Source organism: Streptomyces boninensis (genome assembly GCF_048572725.1).
Classification (GTDB): Bacteria; Actinomycetota; Actinomycetes; order Streptomycetales; family Streptomycetaceae; genus Streptomyces; species Streptomyces boninensis.
In genome coordinates this window covers 1564174-1588576 of record NZ_CP183837.1, presented here as the reverse complement: position 1 = coordinate 1588576, position 24403 = coordinate 1564174, and the positions used below count along the sequence as shown (strand labels likewise).

The 24403-nt window shown below is 71.2% G+C and carries 19 protein-coding genes and 2 pseudogenes; 15 read left to right on the top strand and 6 right to left on the bottom strand.

Annotated elements, in window-relative coordinates; translation table 11 throughout:
* Positions 1-5 precede the first annotated feature (5 nt).
* From ACNNMR_RS07095 to ACNNMR_RS07070, 6 genes and pseudogenes are all read right to left on the bottom strand, one after another.
* Positions 6-1031, bottom strand: coding sequence for a phosphotransferase family protein (locus tag ACNNMR_RS07095; protein WP_419993664.1), 1026 nt, complete (start codon positions 1029-1031; stop codon positions 6-8).
* Between the two features lie 107 nt (positions 1032-1138).
* Positions 1139-1969 (bottom strand): annotated as a pseudogene (locus tag ACNNMR_RS07090) (MBL fold metallo-hydrolase); the annotation flags it as partial.
* 66 nt (positions 1970-2035) lie between these two features.
* Positions 2036-2536, bottom strand: a pseudogene (locus ACNNMR_RS07085) (gluconokinase); the annotation flags it as partial.
* Positions 2537-2596: 60 nt separating this feature from the next.
* Positions 2597-2917, bottom strand: a complete 321-nt coding sequence (locus tag ACNNMR_RS07080) for a DUF202 domain-containing protein (RefSeq protein WP_419993663.1) — start codon at positions 2915-2917, stop codon at positions 2597-2599.
* Positions 2914-3315 carry a YidH family protein gene (locus ACNNMR_RS07075; RefSeq protein WP_419993662.1) on the bottom strand — a complete coding sequence of 134 codons (402 nt, stop codon included), beginning with the start codon at positions 3313-3315 and terminating at the stop codon, positions 2914-2916. The genes ACNNMR_RS07080 and ACNNMR_RS07075 overlap by 4 nt, the downstream gene beginning before the upstream one ends.
* Before the next feature lie 10 nt (positions 3316-3325).
* Positions 3326-3862 (bottom strand): NUDIX hydrolase, encoded by a 537-nt coding sequence (locus ACNNMR_RS07070; RefSeq protein WP_419993661.1) that lies wholly within the window; start codon positions 3860-3862, stop codon positions 3326-3328.
* Positions 3863-3921: 59 nt separating this feature from the next.
* On the opposite strand from ACNNMR_RS07070, the gene ACNNMR_RS07065 reads away from it, so the two are divergent.
* The 15 genes from ACNNMR_RS07065 to ACNNMR_RS06995 all read left to right on the top strand — a co-directional run bounded on the left by ACNNMR_RS07065 (position 3922) and on the right by ACNNMR_RS06995 (position 24385).
* A complete protein-coding gene (locus tag ACNNMR_RS07065; RefSeq protein ID WP_419993660.1) occupies positions 3922-4578 on the top strand; it encodes a Pr6Pr family membrane protein in 657 nt (218 codons plus the stop codon).
* 42 nt (positions 4579-4620) lie between these two features.
* A complete protein-coding gene (locus ACNNMR_RS07060) occupies positions 4621-6276 on the top strand; it encodes an FAD-binding dehydrogenase (protein WP_419993659.1) in 1656 nt (551 codons plus the stop codon).
* A gap of 136 nt (positions 6277-6412) precedes the next feature.
* The gene (locus ACNNMR_RS07055; protein WP_419993658.1) at positions 6413-7633 is read left to right on the top strand and encodes a sialidase family protein; all 1221 of its coding nucleotides are present in this window, start codon (positions 6413-6415) and stop codon (positions 7631-7633) included.
* Positions 7634-7942: 309 nt separating this feature from the next.
* Complete coding sequence (locus ACNNMR_RS07050) at positions 7943-9787, top strand: phage tail sheath family protein (RefSeq protein WP_419993657.1); 1845 nt, start codon at positions 7943-7945, stop codon at positions 9785-9787.
* Positions 9788-9806: 19 nt separating this feature from the next.
* Positions 9807-10331, top strand: a complete 525-nt coding sequence (locus ACNNMR_RS07045) for a phage tail protein (RefSeq protein WP_419993656.1) — start codon at positions 9807-9809, stop codon at positions 10329-10331.
* Positions 10331-11119, top strand: coding sequence for a hypothetical protein (locus tag ACNNMR_RS07040; RefSeq protein WP_419993655.1), 789 nt, complete (start codon positions 10331-10333; stop codon positions 11117-11119). Before ACNNMR_RS07045 ends, ACNNMR_RS07040 begins: the two co-directional genes overlap by 1 nt.
* Entirely contained in the window at positions 11112-11903 is a 792-nt protein-coding gene (locus tag ACNNMR_RS07035; protein ID WP_419993654.1) for a hypothetical protein, read from the top strand. Before ACNNMR_RS07040 ends, ACNNMR_RS07035 begins: the two co-directional genes overlap by 8 nt.
* Before the next feature lie 9 nt (positions 11904-11912).
* Positions 11913-12821 (top strand): DUF4255 domain-containing protein, encoded by a 909-nt coding sequence (locus ACNNMR_RS07030; protein ID WP_419993653.1) that lies wholly within the window; start codon positions 11913-11915, stop codon positions 12819-12821.
* 33 nt (positions 12822-12854) lie between these two features.
* Positions 12855-14882 (top strand): ATP-binding protein, encoded by a 2028-nt coding sequence (locus tag ACNNMR_RS07025; protein ID WP_419993652.1) that lies wholly within the window; start codon positions 12855-12857, stop codon positions 14880-14882.
* The gene (locus tag ACNNMR_RS07020; protein WP_419993651.1) at positions 14873-15172 is read left to right on the top strand and encodes a hypothetical protein; all 300 of its coding nucleotides are present in this window, start codon (positions 14873-14875) and stop codon (positions 15170-15172) included. Before ACNNMR_RS07025 ends, ACNNMR_RS07020 begins: the two co-directional genes overlap by 10 nt.
* Entirely contained in the window at positions 15169-21465 is a 6297-nt protein-coding gene (locus tag ACNNMR_RS07015; RefSeq protein WP_419993650.1) for an eCIS core domain-containing protein, read from the top strand. Before ACNNMR_RS07020 ends, ACNNMR_RS07015 begins: the two co-directional genes overlap by 4 nt.
* A gap of 21 nt (positions 21466-21486) precedes the next feature.
* The gene (locus tag ACNNMR_RS07010; protein ID WP_419993649.1) at positions 21487-22179 is read left to right on the top strand and encodes a hypothetical protein; all 693 of its coding nucleotides are present in this window, start codon (positions 21487-21489) and stop codon (positions 22177-22179) included.
* A 25-nt stretch (positions 22180-22204) separates the two neighbouring features.
* Positions 22205-22870: a hypothetical protein gene (locus ACNNMR_RS07005; protein WP_419993648.1), complete on the top strand. Its 666-nt coding sequence runs from the start codon at positions 22205-22207 to the stop codon at positions 22868-22870.
* A gap of 9 nt (positions 22871-22879) precedes the next feature.
* The gene (locus tag ACNNMR_RS07000; RefSeq protein WP_420000279.1) at positions 22880-23242 is read left to right on the top strand and encodes a hypothetical protein; all 363 of its coding nucleotides are present in this window, start codon (positions 22880-22882) and stop codon (positions 23240-23242) included.
* A gap of 3 nt (positions 23243-23245) precedes the next feature.
* Positions 23246-24385, top strand: a complete 1140-nt coding sequence (locus tag ACNNMR_RS06995; RefSeq protein WP_419993647.1) for a hypothetical protein — start codon at positions 23246-23248, stop codon at positions 24383-24385.
* Positions 24386-24403: the final 18 nt, after the last annotated feature.

Below are 24403 nucleotides of genomic sequence, written 5' to 3'. Positions count from 1 at the left end.
GCTGTTCAGCCCTCCTGGAGGATGGTGAGACCCTTGGCAATGATCGGCTGCACCAGCTCGCCCATGCCGTCGAAGCCGGCGCCGACGGTCTGGCCGAGGGTGTAGCGGTAGTAGATGCCCTCCGCGATCACGGCGAGCTTGAAGTGCGCGAAGGCGACGTACCAGGCGACCGCCGAGACGTCGCGGCCTGAGCCCGCCGCGTAGCGCTCGATCAGCTCGGCGGAGCCCGGGTGGCCCGGCGCGCCGCCGGTGGCGCCGATCGCGCCCTCCGGGCCTTCGGTACGGGAGCTGTACATCACCAGCAGGCCGACGTCGGTGAGCGGGTCGCCGAGCGTCGACATCTCCCAGTCGAGGATCGCCTTGACCCGGTCGTCGGCGCCGACGAGGGCGTTGTCGAGCTTGTAGTCGCCGTGCACGACCGTCGGCGCCGGGCTGCTCGGCAGCGCCTTCGTGAGCCGGTCGTGCAGCTCGTCGATGCCGGGCAGGTCGCGGCTGCGGGAGGCGGCGAGCTGCTTGCCCCAGCGGCGCAGCTGCCGCTCCAGGAAGCCCTCCGGCCGCCCGAAGTCGCCGAGGCCGACCGCGGCCGGGTCGACGGCGTGCAGCTCGACCAGGGTGTCGATGAGGTTCAGCACCACCGCGCGGGTGCGGTCCGGGCCGATCGCCGTCAGCTCGGCCGCGGTGCGGTACGGGGTGCCGTCGACGAACTCCATCACGTAGAAGGGGGCCCCGAGGACCTCGTCCTCCTCGCACAGCAGCACCGTCCCCGGCACCGGCACGGGGGTGGGGTGCAGCGCGGAGATCACCCGGTGCTCGCGGCGCATGTCGTGCGCGGTGGCGAGGACGTGGCCGAGCGGCGGGCGGCGGACCACCCAGCGGGCGGCGCCGTCGGTGACCTCGTACGTGAGATTCGAGCGGCCGCCCTCGATGAGCCGGGCGCGCAGCGGACCTGCGACCAGACCGGGGCGGACCCGGTCCAGGTGGCGCCGCAGCGCCTCGGGATCGAGTCCCGGCGGCGGGAGCTCGTCGCTCATGCACTTCCCCCTTGGTTTTGTTGGGTACGGCCATGATGCCGACCGGTCGGTATGTAGTCCAGAGGCCCGGGCCGTGCAACTGATCACGGACGGGGATCCGGGCTTTGCTACGCGTGGCAGGTGGGCATCGAGCCGCCGTTGAGCTCGGCCATGTCGCCGAAGACCTGGAGCGGGTCCAGCGGCACCCCGAGCGGTCTGCCCTGGAGCTCGGCGTACGCGCGATGGAGATTGGGCGCCAGCCGCTCGGTCTCCCGCAGCTCGGCGAATTCGCCCAGGTCCGCGGTCTGCGCCACCTCCAGCGGGGTGCGCCCGGCCGCGTACCCCTCCTGGGCCAGGCCGGCCAGGAAGCGCAGATAGCGCTCCATGGCGTCGAAGACGCCCGGGTCGGTGACTGAGCCGTGGCCCGCGACCACCGTGCGGGCGCCGAGCGCGCGCAGCCGGTCGAGGGCGGCGAGGGAGCCGGTGAGCGAGCCCATCGGGATGAACGGGGTGCCGCCGCGGAAGACCAGGTCGCCGGTGAAGACCACCCGCTGCTGTGGCAGCCAGACGATCGTGTCGCCCGCGGTGTGCGCGACGCCGGGGTGGATCAGCTGCACTTCGGTGTCGCCGACGTGGAGGGTGAGGGTGTCGTCGTAGGTGAGATTGGGGGCGTTTATGGTGATCTCGCCGAAGTCGTTGTCCGGCCACAGGAGATGGAGCTGCTTGCCCGCGGCCTGCACCTCCGTACGGCAGCGGCGGTGGCCGATGACGGCTGCGGACGGGGCGAAGACGCTGTTGCCGTACGTGTGGTCGCCGTGGTGGTGGGTGTTGACCACCATCGTCGGCTGCGGGGCGCCGCTGGCGAGCACCGTGTCGCGGAGCTTCAGCGCCCGGGACTCGGTGGCGGCGGTGTCGACCAGGAGCGTGGTGGTGCCGTCGCTGATGAAGCCCGCGTTGCTCAGGCACCAGCCGCCGTCGGGCTGCACGTAGGCGTGCACGCCAGGGGCCAGCTGCAGCGGGTACGGGGCCCGTATCGCGTCGAGGGAGCGCTGCACCACGCCCTCCGGGGTGTCGGCCACGGAGATCGCGGCGCCGTTCTCGTGCCCGTTCAGCGGCTCCAGGTCGGCGAACTGGGAGCGCAGCAGCCCCTTCGGCATGAAGTGGTCCTTGCGCTCCTCCAGCCGCTCGCCGATCAGCTCGGGCGAGCCGTCCAGGTGCAGAAAGAACAGGCCCTCCACGGCCCCGGCGAGGCGCTCGCGATAGCGGCGCTTGAGCGCCGAGCAGGAAATGATGCCGCCACTCGCCACCCGCCCGGCCAGCCAGGCCGAGATGGCGTCCAGCCACGGCAGCCGGTCGTCGTCGTCGAGGGGCGTGCCGCCGGACATCTTCTCGATGTTGGCCGGCGGGTGGAAATCGTCGCCCTCCGCGTACGGCAGCCCGATCCGCTCCGAAAGCGCCTCGCCCACCGTCGATTTACCGGAACCGGTGACTCCCATGACGACAACCAGCGGGGCATGCGCAGGCATTGGCGGAACTCCTGGTGAGGGACGGCGGAGCTGTCCGGCCGAACATAGCTCAACAGGCCGTCACAGGACCATCACAGCACCGAACACGGCCAGCGCCACCACACACGCCGCGGCACCCAGCGGGACGCGTACGTCCTGGGCCTCGGGCGCGGCCTGGTCCATGGAGGTGATGCGGCGCTGCGACACCACCAGAAACGCCACCAGCGCCAGCAGCCCAAGGGCGGCCCCGACGCCGGCCGCCGCCGATCGCTCCTGATGGAGCGCGAGTCGTACGGCCAGCAGGGCCGCGACGGTGAAGGCGAGCGTGGTGCGGCGCCAGGCCATGCGGGTGCGTTCCGGCTGGGCGCCGGGGTCGCGTACGGGTGGCTCCGGTGCCGTCACCGGCCGGCACCGCCCAGGACCACCGCGCCGAGGATCAGCACCGCCGCCACCACCGTGGCCACGGCGAGAGTCGCCGGGAAGCGGGACGGCGGCAGGTCCTCGCCGCGGCGCATGGCGCGCTCGCAGCGGATCCAGTGGTTCACGGCCCGTACCGCGCAGAACGCCCCGCCCGCGAGCAGCAGCACCGCGATCGGGGTGCGGATCGGGCGGTCCAGGTCGGTCAGGAACTGGTCCGCCGCCAGACCGCCCGCGACCAGCGCGAGCGCCGTGCGGATCCAGGCGAGGAAGGTGCGCTCGTTGGCGAGTGAGAAGCGGTAGTCGGGGGTGGTGCCCTCGGAGCGGAGTTTCTCCGGGGCGAACCACAGGCGGACGGTGGAGGGGCGGTGCTCGTCGGTCACGGCGTCGACTCTATGCGTCGCGCCGCGCCAGCAGCCGCTGGTAGGCCTCCAGGCCGTCGGGTGTCCACTGCCACTCGGTGAGCTTCGCGGCGAGTTCGGCGTCGGTCAGGAAGGTGTGCCAGGCGACCTCCGAGGCCTGCGGGTTCACCTCGTACGGGCAGCGCACCTCATAGACCCCCGACCACCAGGTGTGCTCCGGCGACTCGTACAGGAACTTGAACAGCGGGCGCGGCGCGGGCAGCCCCGACACGCCGAGCTCCTCCTCGGCCTCCCGCAGCGCGGCCTCGTCCCATGACTCGCCCGCGCCGACGACCCCTCCGACCCACATGTCGTAGTGGGACGGGAAGATCATCTTCTGCGCGGTGCGGCGGTGCACGAAGATCCGGTCTGCCGGGTCGCGGGCGAGCACAAACGTGCTCCGGTGCCGCAGCCGCCGCTCGTACGTCTCAGCGCGCCGGGCCTGGCCCACCACCCGGTCCTGCTCGTCCACGATGTCCAGCAGCTCGTCCGCGGACATGGGGGCAGTCTCGTTGCTCTCCTCGCTCATGATCCCCATCCAAGCCCCCGTCCCGGGAATGCGCCAGAGTCGCTGGCAGAATGCTGCAAATGCAGCGAATTGTCTTTTTCGGGTGGCTGCGGCTCGCGCTCGGCGCGCTGGGTGCCGTGGCGCTGGGCTTCCAGGCGTACCGGTCGGCAGGCGACGGCACGCTCGACAACTTCTTCAGCTACTTCACCGTGCTCAGCAATATGGCGGGCGTGGTCGTCCTCCTCGCCATGGGCGGCGCGGCGCTGCTCGGCACCCGCGACGTGCCCGACCTGGTCCGCGGCGCTGTGGTGCTCTATCTCGCGATCACGGGGATCATCTACCAGGCGCTGCTCGCGGACCTGCAGGGCGGCGGCCAGAGCATCCCGTGGGTCAACCGCGTCCTGCACCAGCTGCTGCCCATCGTCGCCGTCGTCTACTGGCTCACCGACCCGCCCAGGCAGCGCATCGACCTGAGCGGGGCCGCGCGGTGGCTGGCCTTCCCGCTCGTCTTCCTCGCGTACTCGCTGATCCGCGGCCCGCTGGTGGGGGGCTGGTATCCGTACCCCTTCCTCGACCCGGGCAAGGCCGGCGGCTACGGCGGTGTGGCCGCCCGCTGCCTCGGGATCACCGTCGCTTTTGTGGTGGTCGCGGCGCTGTTGACCTGGCTCGGGAACGTTCGCAGACGAGACCTGGACCGCAGGGTGTTGACTACGGCCGGTAGTCTCCCGAGGATCTGACCGACTGGTCGGTAGCGAGCTTCGAGCGAGGGGCGGAAGGCCATGGCGTACGACGCCGATGTGATCGTGATCGGGGCCGGCCTCGCCGGGCTGGCCGCCACCGCGGAGCTCGCGGAGGCGGGCCGCAAGGTCATCCTGCTCGACCAGGAGCCGGAGCAGTCCATCGGCGGGCAGGCGCACTGGGCGTTCGGCGGCCTGTTCTTCGTCGACTCGCCCGAGCAGCGCCGGATGCGGGTCAAGGACAACCGGGCCCTCGCCCTGCAGGATTGGATGGGCAGCGCCGGCTTCGACCGCCCGGAGGACCATTGGCCGCGCAAGTGGGCCGAGGCGTACGTGGACTTCGCGGCGGGCGAGAAGCGGTCGTGGCTGCATGCGATGGGCATGCGCTGGTTCCCCGTCGTGGGATGGGCCGAGCGCGGCGGCTATGACGCGCAGGGACACGGCAATTCCGTCCCCCGCTTCCACATCACCTGGGGTACGGGCCCGGGCGTCGTCGCGCCCTTCGAGCGCCGGGTGCGCGCGGGCGTCGCGAGCGGCCGCGTCGAGCTGCGCTTCCGGCACCGGGTGACGGGCCTCGGCCGTACGGACGGCGCCGTCGACACCGTGCGCGGCGAGGTGCTGGCGCCGGACTCGATGGAGCGCGGCAAGGCCAGCAACCGCGAGGTCACCGGCGACTTCGAGCTGCGCGCGCAGGCCGTGATCGTCACCTCCGGGGGCATCGGCGGCAACCACGACCTCGTACGCAAGAACTGGCCGGAGCGGCTCGGCAAGGCCCCCCGGACGATGGTCGCGGGCGTCCCCGCGCACGTCGACGGCCTGATGCTCGACGTCGCCGAGGGCGCCGGCGCCCGGCTGATCAACCGCGACCGGATGTGGCACTACACCGAGGGCCTGCAGAACTGGAACCCCATCTGGGACAACCACGGCATCCGCATCCTCCCCGGCCCGTCCTCGCTGTGGCTCGACGCCACGGGCAAGCGCCTTCCGGCGCCGCTGTGGCCGGGCTTCGACACGCTCGGGACGCTGGAGCACATCATGCGGTCCGGGTACGAATACACCTGGTTCGTGCTCAACAAGCGCATCATCGGCAAGGAGTTCGCGCTCTCGGGCTCCGAGCAGAACCCGGACCTGACCGGGAAGTCGGTGCGCGATGTGGTGGGGCGGGCGCGGGTGGATGTGCCCGGGCCGGTGAAGGCGTTCATGGAGAACGGCGCGGACTTCATCGTGGAGCGCGACCTGGGGACGCTGGTCCGGCGCATGAACGAACTCACCGGCGACAAACTCATCGACGAGGCCGACCTGCACCGGGTGATCGCCGACCGCGACCGCGAGACGGTGAACCCGTTCACCAAGGACCTGCAGGTCATGGCCATCAACGGCGCCCGCAACTTCCTAGGCGACAAGCTCATCCGCACGGTCGCCCCGCACCCGATCCTGGACCCGAAGGCGGGCCCGCTGATCGCCGTCCGCCTCAACATCCTCACCCGCAAGTCCCTGGGCGGCCTGGAGACGGACCTCTCGGCGCGGGTGCTGACGGAGGGCGGCGAGCCGCTGCCTGGCGTGTACGCGGCGGGCGAGGCAGCGGGCTTTGGTGGCGGTGGGGTGCACGGCTACCGGTCGCTGGAGGGCACCTTCCTCGGCGGCTGCATCTTCTCGGGTCGTACCGCAGGCCGCGCTGCGGCAAAGGCTGTGGGCTAAGAGCCCACCCCGCACTCGTCACAGCCCCTCGCCATCCCGGCGAGGGGCTGTCGCACGTCTTGCCCCACCCGTAACAGCATGATTGTCTTCTCGCCGGACATCCCACCTCCAACGTCCCACCTATTCCGGAGAGTTCATGAAGAGACCCCGGCTCCTCGCCCTCTCGGCCGTGCTTGCGCTGGCGGCGATAGCCTTTGAAGGCGCCGCCGCCTCCGCAGCAACTGAAGGAAGCGCCGTGCCCGACGCCGCGAACTGCACCTCGTCCGTCCCCTTCTCCTCCGGTACGGGCGGATACGACACGTATCGCATCCCGGCCGTCGTCAAGACGCCCGCGGGCACCGTCGTCGCCTTCGCCGAGGGGCGCGTCGGCGGCGCTGGGGACTCCGGGAACATCGACGTGGTCGCCCGGCGCTCCACCGACGGCGGCTGCACCTGGGGGCCGCTCCGCGTGGTCGCCGCGGGCGACGGCGACACCCGGGGCAACCCCGCGCCCGTCGTCGACCCCAAGACCGGGCGGCTCGTGCTCGTCACCTCGTACAACAGCGGGGACGTCACCGAGGACCAGATCATGCGCGGCGAGGCGACGGCCGAGCAGAGCCGCCGGGTCTTCGTGCAGACGAGCCGCGATGACGGGCGCAGCTTCGGTGCGCTGCGGGAGATCACCGCGGACGTCAAGGCGCCCAATTGGCGCTGGTACGCCACCGGGCCCGGGCACGCCATCGCGCTCACCCGCGGCCCGCACGCCGGGCGGCTCGTCGTGCCGTCGAACCATTCGGTCGCCCCGCCGGCCGGGTCCGCGGACACGGGCGAGGAGGACAAGTACTACGGCGGCCACGCGATCTACAGCGACGACGGCGGCCGCAGCTGGCGCACCGGCTTCGTGGACGACAGCTACGACGGCCTGGTCAACGGCAACGAGTCGACGGCCGCCGAACTCCCCGACGGGCGGCTGTACTTCAACACCCGCGACCACAACGGCACCGACGCCGGCAACCGCGCCGACAGCTACTCCAGCGACGGCGCCGCGACCCTGGACCGCCCGTACGCCATCCAGCACTCCCTGGACGAGGTCCCCGTCGTCCAGGCCAGCGTCCTGCAGTCGCGCGGCCGCAAAGCGCCGCTGCTCTTCGCCGGGCCCTCCAGCCCCACCGCCCGCGAAAAGATGGCGCTGTGGCGGAGCGACGACGCCGGGGCCACCTTCACGAAGGTGACGACGCTGTCGCAGCAGCGGGCGGCGTACTCGGATCTGGTGCAGATCGGCGGCAGGACGGTCGGGCTGCTTTACGAGACCGGGGTCGCCGGGACGTACGAGACGATTGAGTTCCGGCGGCTTTCCTGGGGCACGTCGGGCAGTTGATGGCCGGAAGTCGTCGGTCGGACGGCGCCGTACGTGCCAAATTTGGATCATGTGTGGCGCCGTCCGGCCAGCGTACTTACAAGTAGTGATCGATCCCTTTTCGTCCGGAGTTCGGTATTCCGCCATTCGGGACAACGGCCTGAAGCGATCTGGCCAGTTGTTGCCGCGCAGGTAAAGACTGCTTGGGCACTCACGCATCAGGAGTCACCACAGTTTGTGGTTACGGGGGAACCGCTGCGTGCGGCGTTAGCCCCTATTTCCGTCCCCTGATGCCTGCCGGCACCTGTAGGAATGGAGGGGGACCTGCCGATGCAGCCGCGGACCTATCCCGGTGTCTACGTCGAAGAGATTCCCAGCAGCACCCGTACCATCGCCGCCGTCACCACGTCGGTGACCGCGTTCGTGGGCCACACCCGCCGGGGTCCGCTGGACACGCCGGTGAAGGTCGCGAGCTTCGCCGAGTTCGAGCGCCGCTTCGGCGGGCTCGGGCACGACAGCGCCGTCGGCTATGCGGTGCACCAGTACTTCGCCGGCGGCGGCGCCGATGCGGTGATCGTACGGGTCGTCAAGGCGAACTCCTGCGACACCGCCCACGTCACCCTCGAATCCACCGAAGGCCGCAGCGCCGAGCCGGTGCTGAAGCTCCGCGCCCGCGAGCCGGGCCACTGGGGCAATCACTTACGCGTCGCCGTCGACCACGACACGCCCTGCCCGGACGAGACGTTCAACCTCACCGTCCACGACACCCGCGGCGGCCGGCACGAGCACTTCCACGACCTGTCGATGGACCGGCACCACCACCACAACGTCGAAGACGTCATCCGCGAGCGCTCCCGGCTCATCCGCGCCGAGACCCTCGGCGAGCACCGGCCCGACCCGTCCGGCACCGTCTCCAAGCCCTTCGGGCACCCGCTGCCCGACCTCGACGTCGACATCACCGTCAAGATCGGCGAGGTGGAGCGGGAGTTCCACCTCTACGACCCGAGCTGCGACGGCCACCCGCCGCACCGCGTCCGCGAGCTGGCGCACCTGCTGGAGCGGAAGCTGCGCGCGCAGCGCGACCTGCCCGGCAAGCACGCCTTCGCCCGCGCCGAGGTCACCGCGTTCGGCCACAAGCTGCAGGTCACCGCCGGTTCGCTGGACCCCGAGGACACCGTCCGCTTCCTCGGCGAATGCGCCAACGACCTCGGCCTCGAGGCCTCCGTGAACCCGCCCGCCTTCGCCTTCACCGGCGGCGACGACGGCGAGGCGCCGGGCCCCGACGACCTGATCGGCTCCGAGGCCGCCAAGACCGGCATCCAGGCGCTGCGCGGCGCCGCCGACGTCAACCTGCTGACGCTGCCGGAGCTCGCCGGATACGCCGACATCGACGACGTCCTCGCCGTCCTCTCCGCCGCCCAGCGGCTGTGCGCCGAGCGCCGCATCTTCCTGCTCGCCGACGCGCCCGCCGCGTGGTGCTCGGTGGACGACGCGCGTGCGGGCATCGCCGCGTTCGCGCCCGTACGGCACGACCACACCGCGCTGTACTTCCCGCACATTGAGGCCGTCGACCCGGTGACCGGCCGGGTACGCGCCTTCCCGCCCGGCGGCGCCGTGGCCGGGACCATCGCCCGTACCGACGCCGAACGCGGCGTGTGGAAGGCGCCCGCGGGCACGGAGGCCAAGCTGGCGGGCGCGGTCGGGCTGTCCGTGCCGCTCACCGACCAGGAGAACGGCCTGCTCAACCCGCTCGGCCTCAACTGCCTCCGCACCCGCCCGCTCGCCGGGCAGGTCGTCTGGGGCGCCCGCACCCTCGCCCCGCTCGACCAGGAGGGCGACACCTGGCGGTACGTGCCGGTGCGGCGGCTCGCGCTGCACATCGAGGAGAGCCTCTACCGCGGCCTGCAGTGGGTGGTCTTCGAGCCCAACGACGAGCAGTTGTGGCAGCAGATCCGGCTGAATGCGGGCGCGTATCTGCAGACGCTTTTCCTGCAGGGCGCCTTCAAGGGAAAGGTGCCGCGCGAGGCCTACTTCGTGAAATGCGACAGCGAGACGACGACCGCGGAGGACATCGCGAACGGGGTGGTGAACGTGGTCGTCGGGATCGCGCCGCAGCGCCCGGCCGAGTTCGTCGTTGTGAAGATCCAGCAGTCCGCCGGCCAGTTCGAGCTCTGAGAGGTCCGGAACAGAAATCATGGCTGAGTTCAATGTGAATCCGCGCCGGCTCGACCCGTACAAGAACTTCAAGTTCCTGGTGCTGTGGGACGGCCGGCGGGTCGCGGGCGTCAGCAAGATAAGCCCGCTGAAGCGGACGACGGAGGTCGTCAAGCACCGTAACGGCGGGGATCCGTCGTCGCCGCGGAAGTCGCCGGGGCGGAGTGAGTTCGAGGGCGTGACGCTGGAGCGCGGGGTGACCCACGATCCGGAGTTCGACCGCTGGGCCAACAAGGTGTGGCAGGTCGGGGCCGGGCTCGGCGCCGAGGTGTCGCTCGCCGACTTCCGCAAGGACATCGTCATCCAGCTGCTGAACGAGGCCGGACAGGTCGCGGTCTCGCACAAGCTCTACCGGGCCTGGCCGAGCGAATACCAGGTGCTCGGCGAGCTGGACGCCAACGCCAACGCGGTCGCCATCCAGTCGCTCAAGCTGGAGTGCGAGGGCTGGGAGCGGGACTACGAGGTGCCCGAGCCCGAAGAGCCCTCGTACACGCACCCGGCCTGATGTCCGGGGCGGTCGCGGACCCGTCCTGGCTGCTCGCCGCCTGGGAGGCGGGTCTTGCCACGACCGGCGCCGGGCGGGCGCAGCTGCTGCACCGCACCGCGCGCCCCCGGGACGGTGCCGACGTGCTCGCGTCGGTGCCGGTCGGGGAGCGTGAGGCGGATCTGTACGGGCTGCGGCGGGCGCTGTTCGGCGAGCGGATGGAGGTCGTGCTGGATTGCGCGGCCTGCGGTGAGGCGCTTGAACTCGACTTGGACGCGGGGGCGGTTGCCTCGCGGCCGGGCGGGGATCCGCTGGAGGTGACGGCGGACGGGTGGACGGTCCGGTTCCGGCTGCCGACGGTGGGGGATCTCGCGGACGCGGCGCGGACCGGAGATGCGGGGGCGGCGCGGCGGGTGCTGATCGAGCGCTGCGTGCTGGCGGCTTGGGGGCCGGGCGGGGACGCCGCTTCGGGGCCCGGAGTCGGCGCCGCTTCGGCGCCGGGTGGAGACGTGAGCGCGGTGGCTTCCGGGCTGCCGGAGCCGGTGCTACGGGCCGTAGCCGATGCGGCCTCGGCAGCCGACCCGGCGGCCGAGGTCACCCTCAGCGCCGACTGCCCCGAGTGCGGCCACGCCATCCGCGCCGAACTCGACATCGCCTCCTACCTGTGGACCGAGCTCGACGCCTGGGCCCGCGACACCCTCCTCGACGTCCACCTGCTCGCCACCGCCTACGGCTGGAGCGAGCCGCAGATCCTGGCGCTCAGCCCACTGCGCCGCCGCTACTACCTGGAGCTGTGCGCCGATGCCTGACCTGCACGCCCCCGCCGGCGGGGGCGACTCCGACTCCCTCGACTACTTCGACCGGCTGCTCGCCCGGCACACGCCGGTGCGCGCGGCGTCGGCACCCGCCGACTCCGTACGGGCGCGGCCGCGGCTGCCCGGGCCTTTCGAGCGGGCGGAGGCCGTGTGGTCGGAGGAGGCCGAGGAGACCGTGGCGGCACAGCCCTTGCGGCCCGCGGCGGACGTACGGCCCGGGGCCGGGGTCGTACGGCATGAGCGCGAGATCCGTACGACAGAACGCGAAACCGTGCTGCGCACCGAGCCCGCGGCACCCGCACCCGAGCCGGACCGCCCGGCCCCCGCCGCCGCGCTGCTGCGGCCCGCCGCGCCGGCCGGCCCCGCGCTGCGACCGCCGGCGAGCCCGGCGCGTACCGGCGGGGCGCGTACCGGCGAGCTTGCGACCGGGGCCGAACGGCCCGCCACCGACGCGGCGCCCGCCGCCATCCCACCACCGGGCACGGGCGCCGCAGCCGTATCCGCCGCGCCATCCCCCCGTCCCGGCGCGGCGGATACGGCGCTGGCCCGCACCGCGGCCCGCGTGGCGGGGCGGCGGGGGGCGCGGGCGGCCGCCGAGCGGACGGTGCATGTGCAGATCGGGCGGCTCGAGGTCAGCGCGGCGGGCGCGGGCGGCGGGCGGCCCGCCGAGGGCCGCCGCGACGAGGGCCGCCGGGCGCCGGCGGTCAGCCTCGCGGACTACCTGGCCCGCGCGGGCCAGGACGGCGACCGCGGCGGCAGCCGCGACGGGGGAAGGTGAACCGACGGCATGAGCAACGCACTCGCCATCGCGCACGTCACGCAGGCGCTCGCCGAGCTGATCAGTGCCAACCTGCGGCCCGAGATCGACTTCGCGGTGACGATCGAGACCCGCCGGCCGCCGGCGGACCCGCCGTCGGACCCGACGATCACGGTCTTCCTGTACCAGGTGGTCCCGAACGTGGCCCGCCGCAACGACGACCTGCCGACGCGGGCCGGGAACGGCCACCTTGTGAAACGCCCGGCGGCGGCACTGGACCTGAATTATCTGATCACCGCATACGGCGAGGAGACCCAGGCGGTCGGGCAGCGGCTGCTCGGCGCGGTGGTGCGGACGCTGCACGAGATCCCGATCCTGCCGCGATATGCGATCGAGGCGGCGGCCGAGAAGCAGTGGCTGGCGGGCAGCGACTTCCCGGCGGCGGAGCAGAAGCTGCGCTTCACGCCGATCCAGATGGACGTCGACGAGACGTCGAAGCTCTGGGGGATGCTCAACCAGACGCCGTACGCGCTGTCGGTGTGCTACCAGGGCACGCTGGTGCTGATCGACGGCCGGGAGGAGCCGGCGGCGACGCCGGTGGTGCGGGAGCGGACGGTGCGAGTGGCGCCATTCGGCGCGCCGGGGGCGCCGGTCCCGCCGGGCAGCGGCCCGGGCTCCGGGGCGGGGACGGACGGGGCGGAGCTGGGCCGGGAGCCGGAGGGGGCGGGGCCGGGCCGGGAGGCGGACGCCGATACGGCTCTGGCGTCGGCGACGGCGTCGGCCCCCGCGCCGACCGCGTCGAAGGCCCTCGCCCGCGCCCCGAAGACCCCCGCCCCGGCCCGTAAACGCAAGGCCACGCCGCCAGCCCGCGCCCGCAAGGCGGCGGCGAACCGGGCGCCGGATCCGGCCCCGGCGCCGGAAGAGGGCACGGAGAGCTGAGGCGCGGTGCCGAGACCGGGGGGAGGGGACGCGATGGGGATACGGAACGGGCCCGACGACGCCCGCACCAGCGAGCCGGACAGCGCCGCCCTGGCACGCGCGATCGCGGCCGTCCTCGCCCGCGTGGACGCCCACGCGGAGCGGGGCCGGGGCCGTGGCTCCGAAGGCGAAGCCGCTGAGCACGCCGCCCCGCACCCCGGCCACGAGCCCGCGCCCGACGCGAACGCCGTCGTCACCGCACCGCCCGGGCAACCGTCCACCCCCACCCCCCTCGACGCCCTCACCCGCCTCTTCGACCTCACCCCCTTCGAGCGCGACCTCGTCGTCCTCACGGCAGCCGCCGAGCTGGAGCCCACCACCGCCGCCCGCTGCGCCGCCGCCTCCGGGGACCCCGAGCGCGCCTACCCCACCTTCGGCCTCGCGCTCGCCGCGCTCGCGGCACCGCACTGGAGCGCGCTCACGCCCGTCGCCCCGCTCCGCCGCTGGCGTCTCGCCGAGCTGGACGACGACACCCGGCTCACCACCTCCCGGCTGCGGCTCGACGAGCGGATCCTGCACTTCCTCCTCGGGTCGCCGTATCTCGACACCCGCCTGCACGGCATGCTGCGGCGCACCGCGTCCGCCGACGGCGTGCTGCCGCCCGCGTACGACTCCGCCGCCGGGCGCGTCGCCGCAGGGTGGGCGGTGCCGCGGCCCGAGGCGCCGCTGCGGGTCGAGCTCGTCGGCGGGGATCTGCGCAGCCGGGCCGATATCGCGGCGGCGGCCGCGGCCCGTTCGGGACTGGGTCTGTACGCGATGTCCGCCGAGGACATCCCCGTCGAGCCCGCCGACCGCGACCGGCTCGCCCGGCTCTGGCAGCGCGAGGCGATCCTGCTGCCCGCCGCGCTGCTCATCGAGGTCGGCGACATGGAGCGGGAGCAGGCCGCAGCCGCGGACGCGTTCATCGCCGGCGCCGCCGTACCGCTGATCGTCGCCGGCCCGGACCCGCGCCAAACCGACCGCCCGCGCGGCGAGCGCGTCACCGTGCCGGTGCTCGATGACGCCGAGCAACTCGACCTGTGGGCCGACGCCTTCGCCGGCGTGCCCGACATCGGCGACGAGCAGCTGCGCGGGCTGATCGCCCAGTTCCAGTTGCCGCCGCATGTCGTACGGTCCGCCGCCGCGGCCGTCCGCCGCGACCTGCCGCACGCCGACACCCTCGACGGCCCCGAACTCGCCTGGCAGGCGGGCCTGACCGAAGCCCGTATCGGACTCGACGAGCTCGGCCGCCGCATCGCGCCGGAAGCCGGCTGGGACGACCTCGTCCTCGCCGGACCGCAGACCGACATCCTCCGCGAGATCGTCGCGCACGTACGGCAGCGCGCCACCGTCCACCAGCAGTGGGGCTTCGCCCGCACGCTGCGCCGCGGCCTCGGCGTCACCGCGCTCTTCGCGGGCTCCAGCGGTACGGGAAAGACCCTGGCCGCCGAGGTGATGGCGAAGGAGCTCGGCCTTGACCTCTTCATCATCGACCTCTCCCAGGTCGTCTCGAAGTACATCGGCGAGACCGAGAAGAACCTCCGCAAGGTCTTCGACGCCGCCGAACGCGGCGGCGCCCTCCTCCTCTTCGACGAGGCCGACGCCCTCTTCGGCAAGCGCAGCGAGGTCAAGGACAGCCACGACCGCTACGCCAACCTCGAGGTCAGCTACCTGCTGATGCGCATGGAGGCGTACCGCGGCCTCGCCATCCTCACCACCAACATGAAGAAGGCCCTCGACTCGGCCTTCATGCGCCGCATCCGCTTCGTGGTCGACTTCGCCTTCCCCGCGGAGAAGGAACGCGCCGAAATCTGGCGCCGCGTCCTCCCCGACCAGGCCCCGATGCGCGACATCGACCCCGACCTGCTCGCCCGCCTCACCGTCGCCGGCGGCTCGATCCGCAACATCGCCCTGTCCGGCGCCTTCCTCGCCGCCGAGGAGGGCGAGGAGCTCCAGATGCGGCACATGCTCGCGGCGGCCCGCACCGAGTACCTGAAGCTGGAGCGCTCGCTGACGCCGGGGGAGGTGCACGGGTGGATCTGACCAAGGGGCAGCGGCCTGAGGCGCTCACCGTCGACATCGGCGAGCTGGTCCTCGACGGCTTCGCGCCCGGCATGGACACGGGACTGGTATCGGCGGCCTTCCAGGCCGAGTTGGGCCGTCTCGTACGGGAACACGGCGTGCCCCTCGCGGCGGGCGACGACGGCCTGGTAGCGGAGTCCCTGCGCGGCCTGCCGCCGCTGCCCGCCAACGCCTCCGCCCGCCGCCTCGGCGAGGTGCTCGCCCGCTCCGTACACGCGGGGCTCTCGGGGAGGGGGCGGATGCGGCGATGAGCGGCAGCACGGCACAGTCGCAGGAGGCGCAGCAGCCGGCCCGTAAGAAGAAGCGGAAGGAGCGGTCGGCCAAGTCCTCCGTACCGGAGCCGAAGAACATCGTCAGCGGCGCCGGGCAGCCGCTGGATTTGAGCGTACGACGGGATCTCGAAGAGCGTCTCGGCCACGACTTCAGCCAGGTCAGACTGCATACGGACCGGGACGCCGACGCGCTCACCGGGCTGCTGGGCGCGGATGCCGTCGCGGTCGGGCAGGACATCTTCTTCCGCGAGGGCGCCTATCTGCCGGGGACGGCGGACGGGCAGCGGCTGCTGGCGCATGAGTTGCTGCACACCGTGCAGGACCCGCACGGGCTCGGCGCATTGCGCGCGGGGCGGGATCTGGGAGCGGTCAGCCTGCCGGAGCAGGCCGCGGAGCGCGAGGCGGAGTCGGCGGCTCAGGGTGCCGTACGGGACGAGGCGCCGGAACCCGCGGCGGACGTGGAGCAGGAAGAGCCGCTGCCCGGCTGGATGCGTTACGCGACCGTCGACGCCGACCGGCGCCGGATGGAGCTGCTCGACCCGGCGACGCTGCCGGACCGGCTGGCCAACCAGGTGCTGCGGTCGCTGCGCGGCGACCCGCAGGACGCCTCCGGGCGGGTGCGGATGCAGCTGCGGCGGCTGTCGCCGGAGCTGCTCGACGCGGTGCTCGGCCGGCTGGAAGTGCGGCTGGTGTCCGCCGAGTACGAGCGGGTGCTCGACTTCGCGGTCGGCGTCGAGGACGAACTGCCGCCGCTGCAGCCGGGGGTGGCGCCGGAACCGGTGACGGATCTCTTCGAGCTGCTCGGGGTCGAGCATGTCGAGTTCCAGCGCAAGGCGGAGGGCGAGAAGGGCGACAAGGAGCAGCGGGACGGCGACGCCCGGCAGGAGAGCAAGGACGCCGGGGAGCGCAACGCCCAGGAGGGCTCGGCCACCAGCCGGGCGGCGAGCGACGCCGCGACCGAGGACGCCGAGACCGCGCAGCGGCAGGAGCAGGAGGACGAGCGCGCCCGTTCCCGCGAGCAGGCCGCCGCCGAGGAGCAGCAGGAGGACGAGAAGCAGGCGGGCCAGCGGCAGCAGGTCGACCAGGAGGGCGAGCAGGCCGCCGAGGACCGGCAGGCCGGCTCCGAGGAGCAGAAGGAACAGCGCAAGGAGCAGCGCGACCGCGAGGAGAAGGACCCGGAGCAATCCGCCGAACCCGGGGGCGAGAAGCGTAAGCGCGAGGACGACCAGAAGAAGGCTGCGGACGGGGCGAAGCCGGAGCAGGTCGATCCCAAGGCGAAGGGCCAGCCCGGGCGGGTGCGGCCGGAGAAGGTCGACGAGCGCGGCAATGAGCGGGACAGCGCGCTGTCCGAGCACGGGCTGCACGAGAAGGACGAGGCCGAAGAGGGCGAGCCGCGCGAGGAGGAGAAGCCGCTCGGCCTGGAGGCGGGCGCGGACGGCGAGGTGGGCGGCCCGGAGGAGGGCGAGCAGGACAAGGAGCCGGGCGGAAAGCCGGAGCCGGAGCTCAAGCCCGAGGACCACCTGCCGGACACCGACCTCGACCTGTCCGCCGTACCGACCGCGGACAAGATGAAGCCGGGCGACGCCGAGCCGGCCGCGCCCGACTTCCCCGCACCGCCGCCCACGAAGGCCGAAAAGGCCGAGCGGGAGCGGGAGAAGGAGGAGAACGACCCGGAGTCGGAGGAGCCGGGCGCCGCAGCCGAAGCGCGGCCACCGGGCGAGGACGAGGGGCCGGTGGAGGGCGAGGCGCCCAAGCCCGTCGGCGGGCCCGCGGCCGAGGCGGAGGACCGCGGCGCCAAGGACCTGCAGCCGGAGAAGCCCACCGAGCAGGAAGTCGGCCCCGACCCGGAGACCGAGGAGAAGGAACAGCAGGAGCCGGAGGCCGAGAAGAAGGATCCGGCCCAGCAACAGGACGCCGACGACGACGCCGCGCAAGCCGCCAAGCGCGATGAGGCGGAGCGGGAGAAGGACGAGGACGCGGGCGGCGAGGAGAAGCCCGACGCCAAGGACGCCGAGGACGAAAAGAAGGACCTGCAGGACCGCGACCAGCAGGAGAAGGCGCGGAACGAGCAGGGGCAGGGGCTTGGACAGCCGCAGGGCAGCGCCGTCGACAAGCCGGCCGGAGAGACTCCGTCCGGCAGCCCGCAGGCCGACCCGAAGCTGAACCGCCCCGCCGGCGCCCACACCGAGAAGGCGCCGGTGGAGGACAAGAACCCCTCCGCCGCCGCGCGTCGCGAGGCCGAGCCGCCCAAGCCCGACCGGGAAGCGGCGGCGGCGCCGTCCGCGGTGCCCAAGGAGTCGGGTCCCGGCGCCGTGGTGAAGGGCCCGGTCGGCGGCAGCGAACCGGCCGGACCGACCACGGCCGCTGGGCCGGGTGGTGCGCCGTCGGCCGCGCAGGCGTCGGTGAGCCCGGCGGCTGAGCCGGCCGCGGACCCCGGCGGTGCTCCCGCTGCGGAGGAGCCGCAGGCCAAGCCGGAGGCGTCGCTGGAGAAGGACGGCGGCGGCTGTGCGCCGCCCGAGCCGGCGCCGGAGAAGGAGGAGGGCAAGGCCGGTTGCGGCGGTGGCGGCGGAGCCGCCAAGGAGGAGAAGAAGCCCAAGCCGCCGGACGTCTCGGGGCAGGAGCCGAAGGCCGCGGTCAAGGCCGTGAGCAAGCTGCCGCCCGACCAGGCCGCGCAGGCGGTGGCCGGCGTGGACCGGGCCGCCGACCGGAAGATCGGCGAGGAGCAGCAGAATCTCGCCGCGAAGCCGCCCACCCGCGAGCGGCCTTCCGGCGCCCCGCGTACGCAGAAGTCGCCGCCGCAGGCCGCGGCTCCGGCGCCCGTCGTACGCGGCAAGGTCGAGCGGGTCGGGGAGCCGGGCGAGGGCGACAAGCAGAAGGCGAAGGGCGGCGAGCGGGCCGAGGGCAAGAAGCCCACCGACGACACCCCGCCGCCGACCGTCACCACGCCGCCGGCGAAGGAGCTCTCGGCGGAGGACGCCAAGAACGTCGACGCCGCCGCCGACGCCGTGCCCACGGTCGACCCCGAGTTGCGCAACAAGACCGTCGGCCCCGCCCCCAAGATCCGGCTAGAGGGCAAGAGCGACCCCAAGCGCACCGACGACCAGGCCAAGGCGCTGAAGGAGAAGCAGCGCGACATCCAGATGCGCGGCCGCGAAGACGCGGCCAAGCCCATGGGCGAGGACCAGATCTACCCGAACGCACCCGCGGAGCAGCTGCGCGGCAAGGTCTCCTCGCCGGGGCGGCAGCGTGGCGGCGCTCTGAAGCCGGAGTCGGCCGTCGACACGGGGGTCGGGGCCGTAGCCAAGGAGGAGAAGGGCAAGGAGGTCGCGGCGGGCGGCGAGACGGCCGGCGCCGGCATGGCCGCGGAGGAGAAGAAGCAGAAGCAGGGCGAGCAGCGCGAAAAGCAGCAGAAGCAGCAGGAGATCGACCGCTCCGTCCAGGACAACGCGGCCAAGCAGGCCGCACAGCGCGGCGAGACGGCGTCCGGCGTGCAGCGGGCCCGGCAGAGCTGGCGCGACGAGCAGGACGGCAAGGTCAAGGACTCCGATGACAAGGCCGGCAAGGAGCACAAGGCCCAGAACAAGGAGATCGCCGACGGCCGCAACAAGAAGGACAAGGAGGTCGAGGACAGGAAGAGCAAGGACAACGAGGAGATCGGCAAGGAGCGGGAGAAGGCGGAAAAGGAGGCCGAGAAGAAGAAGGAGGAGGAGAAGCCTTCCGGCGGCTTCTTCGGCTGGATCGCCGACAAAGTGAAGGCCGCCTTCGAAGCCATCCTCGACGCCGTCACCAAGGTCTTCGAGGCGGCCCGCAAGCTCGTCAACGGCATCATCGACAAGTTCAAGGAGTTCGCCAACAAGGCGATCGACTTCGTCCGCGACCTGGCCATCAAGGCGATCAACTTCCTGGCGGACGCGCTGATCGCGCTGGGTGATGTGCTGCTGGCGGCGTTCCCCGGGCTACGGGACAAGTGGCGCAATTTCATCAATGGCGTACGGGACCGGGCCATCGCCGCGGTCAACGCGCTCGCGGACGCCTTGAAGAAGGCCGTCAACTTCCTCCTCGACGCGCTGGCCGCTGGGCTGAACGCGCTGCTGAAGGTCCTTGAGTTCGCGGTGAAGGCGATCATCAAGGCGTACCAGGCCGTCATCATGGGCGCGATCAAGTTTGCGCAGGCGGCGATCGAGGCGCTGGGCAAGTTCGCGGCGCTGATCAAGGACATCGCTCCGGATCCCGGCGGCTGGCTGGGCAAGCTGGGCAGCTCGGCGAAGGAGGGCGTCACCTCCTACCTGTGGCCGGCCCTGAAGTCGGCGGTCAAGAAGTGGTTCGACGCCAAGGTCGAGGGCATCCTGGGCCTGGGCAAGGCGATCATCGGGGCGCTCACGAAGGGCTGCGTATCGCTGAAGCAGATCGGCAAGATGGCCTGGGACGCCATCATCGCGTCCCTACCGATGATCATCATCTCGCTGGTGATCGAGAAGCTGATCTCCCTGATCGTCCCGGCCGCGGGCGCGATCCTCACCATCGTCCAGGGCCTGATGGCGGCCTGGCAGAGCATCAGCTCGATCCTGACGGCGTTCAGCAAGTTCTGGGCGTACCTGCGAGCAGTGAAGGCAGGCCCGGCCGCCTGCCTCTTCGCCGAGGCGGTGGCGGCGGGCGCGGTGGCGCTGCTGGAGTTCATCGCCAACTTCCTGCTGATCCGCCTGCAGTCGGCCACGAAGGGCGTCGGCAAGCGCCTGAAGGCCATGGCCCAGAAGATCATGAAGGGCCTGAAGAAGGTCGGCAAGGGCGCCAAGAAGGCAGCGGGCAGCGCAATCAACCGCGCCCGCGGCGCCATGCGCAACGCCAAGCAGGCCCTCCGAAAGCCCCCGGTCCGCCCCAAGCCAAAGGGCAAGCCCACCCCGAACCCGAAAGCCCCTCCGAAGCCGAAGCCGCACCCGACCCCGAAGGCGCCGCCCAAACCGCAGCCGAAACCGGCAAAGCCGAAGCCAGTGGCGCCCAGAGACAAGACTCCGGACACCAGGGCCAAACCGCCGAAGAAGACCAAAGAGATTGAGGCTCCTAAACCGGCCAATCCCAGGAAGCCGAAGTCGCCCGTGGGCAGCACCCTGAACAAGGTAAAGACCGCGGTCAAAACAGCTTTGAAGAAGGTCCGTAACGCCGTACGGGCACTTGGCAAGAAGCTGGCCAAGAGTAAGCTCGGCAAGGCACTCAAGCGCGGTGCCAATAAAGTGCGCAATGCCTTCAAACGAGTGCGCACGAAGTTCAGGGCCAAGCTCAAGACGCGCCGAAATAACCGTACGACGCGAGCCAACAAGAACAAGAAGAACGAGAAGGAGTCGAAGCGGCAGCGGCTGCACAAGGCGATGCTTCGTATCCGACCGCGCATCAAGTGGAAGACCAAGAAGGGAGTGCCGGACAGGTCGTTCCAGACGATGCTCGATGGGCTCCGCAGGTGGTATCGGCTGAGCAGCCTCAACGACCCCGCGCTCGGCAACGGTCGGCGGATGGTTCGGGCCAGCCTGAACCCCGGTCCGGACGACCTCGAGGACGTGTACGAGAAGTCCGGTGACTGCGGCGAGGACGCCAAGGAAGAGCGTTCCGAGGTGTACGACGAGAAGCCCGAAAAAGATGAGAAGCACCCGGAACTCAAATCGAAGATGAAGGTGCGCGCCAAGAACAAGCACGGCAAATGGCCGGTCGGCGAGGTGCTCAATCTGCGAGAGCGGGAGTTCACCTTCTTTGGGCACGGTGAGAAGGGTGCCGAGGTCTTCAATGTCTGCAACAACGACAAGACTAAATGGGATAAGATCCTGCCCAAAGAGGCGCAAAAGTTCCTGTACGGTAGAGACTTCGAGGCGATCAGGCCGCTGCTGCTCTGGAGCCAGTACGAGCCGGACGCGCGACAGACGCTGAACTACAGGCACCACAACCACTTCGCCAATCCCGCCAGCGGCCCGTACATGAACTGGCATCACATCCATGAGCAGCGGGCGGCCGGGCCGAACACCATCGACAACCTGGTACTGACCACGGCAGTGGAGAACAACAAGTACGCGGCCTACTTCGCCACCAAACACGATCCAGGAACTTCACCCAGCGGAAAGCGGTTCCCCGGCACCAGGAACAAACCTCTGCGCAAGTACCTCGAGGAGATAGGAGCGACTCCTCAGATGCATCTCGACTGGGGCATGCGGGCTATCGAGGAGGAGACGCCGGGCAAGCACATCCGCAAGGTCAGCTACGGCCGCGGGATCTTCCAGGAACTCGTCTAGGCAGGGAGACAGCCAAGAGACATGCAGACCATCTACGTGCCATGCGGTGCACACCAAGAAGTGCGGCGGCTCCTGGAGCGGGCAGGGGCCGTGGCAACGGGCCTCGTCGCCCGCTGGGAAGTGCCCGCGGAGGTAGCCCCCGCCGTCAGCGCACAACTAACCCGCCGTGGCATCACGTTCCACACCGTTGCCGAGTCCGCCCCTGACAGCGAGTTTGCGGCTGCGCAGCTGCCGGGTTACCTGGGCTTGGAGGAATCGACCGGCAAGCCCGCCCCAGCTGAGGTCCCGGAGCTGCTGGAACCGCCCAAGGGCACCGCCCCGCTGGCGAATCAGCGCCTCATCGACCTGATCTCCCCGCTGACTCCCGGCCTCACCTGGTCCCCTCCTCACGACGGCCTGCGCTCCTTGGCCGACGCACCGCGGCTCTCCGACCCCGTGCGCATCGCGGACGTCTTCGGGAAGGACCAGGGGACCACCGGGATGTGGCTGATCGATCACGACGGATTCGAGTACCTGTCTGCGGCGAACCTGGCTGTCCTCAGGGAAGCCGGGGCTGCTTGGTCCCATGACTACCAGTTCGGTGAAGAGGTCTATCCCGTACTCCCCACAGTGATCTTCAACGGCAATGTGATCGACCTGTTGCTGGAGCACCAGGTCCGCTTTGCCGCCCCTCCCCTCTATCTGCTCCCGCTGCCCGAGACCGCGGTCGGCTGAGGGTGCGCGCACAGGAGCTCATGCGATGACGAGATACGCAGACATACCCAAGCCCATACGGTCCGGGATCGTGGTTGTCGACCCCGAGCGGGGGACGCCGCAGCGGGTCATCGTCCTGCAGTTCAATCCCGACTCGCTCGAACGGTCCGTCGCGCCGCAGGCCGCTGGGGGGTCGGGGGATGCGGGGGCCGGTGGGGCCGGGAGTGGGGATCGTAATGAGGCTTTACGGCTAAAGGGGCCGGCTGAGGAGACGTGGAAGTTCACCGCTGAGATCGACTGCACCGATCAGTTCGAGATCGCCGCACCCCACGGCATCCACCCCCAGCTTGCCGCCCTCGAGATGCTGGTGCAGCCCACCACCAAGCAGCTCAAGGACAACACCAAGCTGACCAAGAAGGGCGCCATCGAGATCTCCCCGATCGAGACGCCGTTGACACTCTTCACCTGGGGGAGTAAGCGGGTGCTTCCGGTCAGGCTCACCGAGTTGTCCATTAATGAGCAGGCCTTTGACGTGAATCTCAATCCCATGCGGGCATCGCTCTCCATCGGAATGAAGATCCTGTCCATCAGCGATCTTCCGGCCGGGCATCGCGGGGCGGATTTGTATATGGCGCATCTCGCGCAGAAGGAGAAGTTCGCGGCCGCAGGGGCCAATGGGCGGCTGGGGCAGCTCGGGATCGGGAGGGTGTGACAGACGATGATGGTGACGCCAGGTCCGTACGACAGCACGAATGATCCCCTCGATGCCCTCCCAGGAGCGCACCCGTACCCCCGCACCAGCCGCTATCACGATGCCGAGATCGGCACCCACACCCAGGACGACGGCACCGAAGTGCGGTATGCCAAACGGCGGTTACTCCCGCCCGTCCCGGAAGACCCCGACGACACCGCCCCCCACACCGTCACCGCCGGCGAGCGCCCCGATCACCTCGCCCAGCGCTACATCGGCGACCCCGAGCAGTGGTGGCGCATCGCCGACGCCAACCCCGTCCTCGACCCGCGCGAGCTGACCGACGAACCCGGTGAGGTCATCGGGATACCGGAGCCAGGGGTGGGGGACTAGCGGATGTCCGAGATACCCGTCGGGCAAGGGCCCGTTCACCTCGTCCTGCGCATGGGGCCCAAGTCCATACGGCCCGTGCCCGCCGCCGTCGCCGAGGCGCTGCTGTCGGTGCAGATCACCGCTACCGCGGGGGAGCGGAGCGGGTTTCAGATTGCCTTTGATCTGACCAAGGGCGGGCAGATCAATAAGCGGTTACTGCCCGAGCGGTTCTTCAGCCCGCGCACCCGCGTCGTCGCCACCGCCGTTGTGCGCGGCACCCCCATAGACCTCCTCGACGGGATCATCACCCGGCACGAGGTCGGGTCCAGCAACATCCCGGGGCAGTCCACCCTCACCATCACCGGCGAGGATCTGGGCATCATCCTGGACCTCGAGGACCGGACGGCCGGGTATCCCAATCTGTCGCCCGCCAAGCGGGTCAGGGCGATCCTCTCCCAGTACCCGGACTACGGGATCACCCCCGACGTCAAGGACGAGCAGATCCCGCAGACCGCCCTCCGCGACGTCCGCGTCGACTTCCAGACCGGCTCCGACCTCCAGTACGTCACCGAGCTCGCGCGCGCCAACGGCTACGTCTTCTATCTCGACCCCGGCCCCGGCCCCGGCCGCTCCCGCGCCTATTGGGGCCCCCAGGTCCGCCACGGCACCCCGCAGCACGCCCTCAACGTCAACATGGACGCCCACTCCACCGTCGACCAGCTCACCTTCGCGTACGACGGCACCGCCCGCGAGGACCCGCAGGCCCGCCTCCTCGACCCCGTCACCCGCGCCAGCGAGCTGCTGCCGCCCGAGGACATCAGCCCGCTGCGGCCGAGGCTCGGTGACCTGCCGACGCCCGCCCTGCGCCGCAAGACCCTCTCCGGTACGGCGAAATACAACCGGGAGCAGGCGCGCGCCGAGCTGCTCGCCCGGTCCGCGACCTCGGCCGACGTCATCTCCGGCTCCGGGTCCCTCGACGTCACCCGGCACGGGTACGCGCTCAGCCCCCGCCAGCTCGTCGGCGTGCGCGGGGCCGGCAAGGCGTACGACGGCAACTACTACGTCGCGTCCGTGACGCACAACCTCCGCCCCGGCTCGTACCAGCAGAACTTCACCCTGAGCAGGGAGGGGCTCAACGCCCGCGGCAACACCGTCCGTCCGTAACGGAACAAAGGAGAGCAC

Coding starts and splice junctions, on each gene's coding strand:
- ACNNMR_RS07095 (WP_419993664.1), bottom strand. CDS start 1,031: ATGAGCGACGAGCTCCCGCCGCCGGGACTCGATCCCGAGGCGCTGCGG.
- ACNNMR_RS07070 (WP_419993661.1), bottom strand. CDS start 3,862: ATGAGCGAGGAGAGCAACGAGACTGCCCCCATGTCCGCGGACGAGCTG.
- ACNNMR_RS07065 (WP_419993660.1), top strand. CDS start 3,922: ATGCAGCGAATTGTCTTTTTCGGGTGGCTGCGGCTCGCGCTCGGCGCG.
- ACNNMR_RS07060 (WP_419993659.1), top strand. CDS start 4,621: ATGGCGTACGACGCCGATGTGATCGTGATCGGGGCCGGCCTCGCCGGG.
- ACNNMR_RS07055 (WP_419993658.1), top strand. CDS start 6,413: ATGAAGAGACCCCGGCTCCTCGCCCTCTCGGCCGTGCTTGCGCTGGCG.
- ACNNMR_RS07050 (WP_419993657.1), top strand. CDS start 7,943: ATGCAGCCGCGGACCTATCCCGGTGTCTACGTCGAAGAGATTCCCAGC.
- ACNNMR_RS07045 (WP_419993656.1), top strand. CDS start 9,807: ATGGCTGAGTTCAATGTGAATCCGCGCCGGCTCGACCCGTACAAGAAC.
- ACNNMR_RS07040 (WP_419993655.1), top strand. CDS start 10,331: ATGTCCGGGGCGGTCGCGGACCCGTCCTGGCTGCTCGCCGCCTGGGAG.
- ACNNMR_RS07035 (WP_419993654.1), top strand. CDS start 11,112: ATGCCTGACCTGCACGCCCCCGCCGGCGGGGGCGACTCCGACTCCCTC.
- ACNNMR_RS07030 (WP_419993653.1), top strand. CDS start 11,913: ATGAGCAACGCACTCGCCATCGCGCACGTCACGCAGGCGCTCGCCGAG.
- ACNNMR_RS07025 (WP_419993652.1), top strand. CDS start 12,855: ATGGGGATACGGAACGGGCCCGACGACGCCCGCACCAGCGAGCCGGAC.
- ACNNMR_RS07015 (WP_419993650.1), top strand. CDS start 15,169: ATGAGCGGCAGCACGGCACAGTCGCAGGAGGCGCAGCAGCCGGCCCGT.
- ACNNMR_RS07010 (WP_419993649.1), top strand. CDS start 21,487: ATGCAGACCATCTACGTGCCATGCGGTGCACACCAAGAAGTGCGGCGG.
- ACNNMR_RS07005 (WP_419993648.1), top strand. CDS start 22,205: ATGACGAGATACGCAGACATACCCAAGCCCATACGGTCCGGGATCGTG.
- ACNNMR_RS07000 (WP_420000279.1), top strand. CDS start 22,880: ATGGTGACGCCAGGTCCGTACGACAGCACGAATGATCCCCTCGATGCC.
- ACNNMR_RS06995 (WP_419993647.1), top strand. CDS start 23,246: ATGTCCGAGATACCCGTCGGGCAAGGGCCCGTTCACCTCGTCCTGCGC.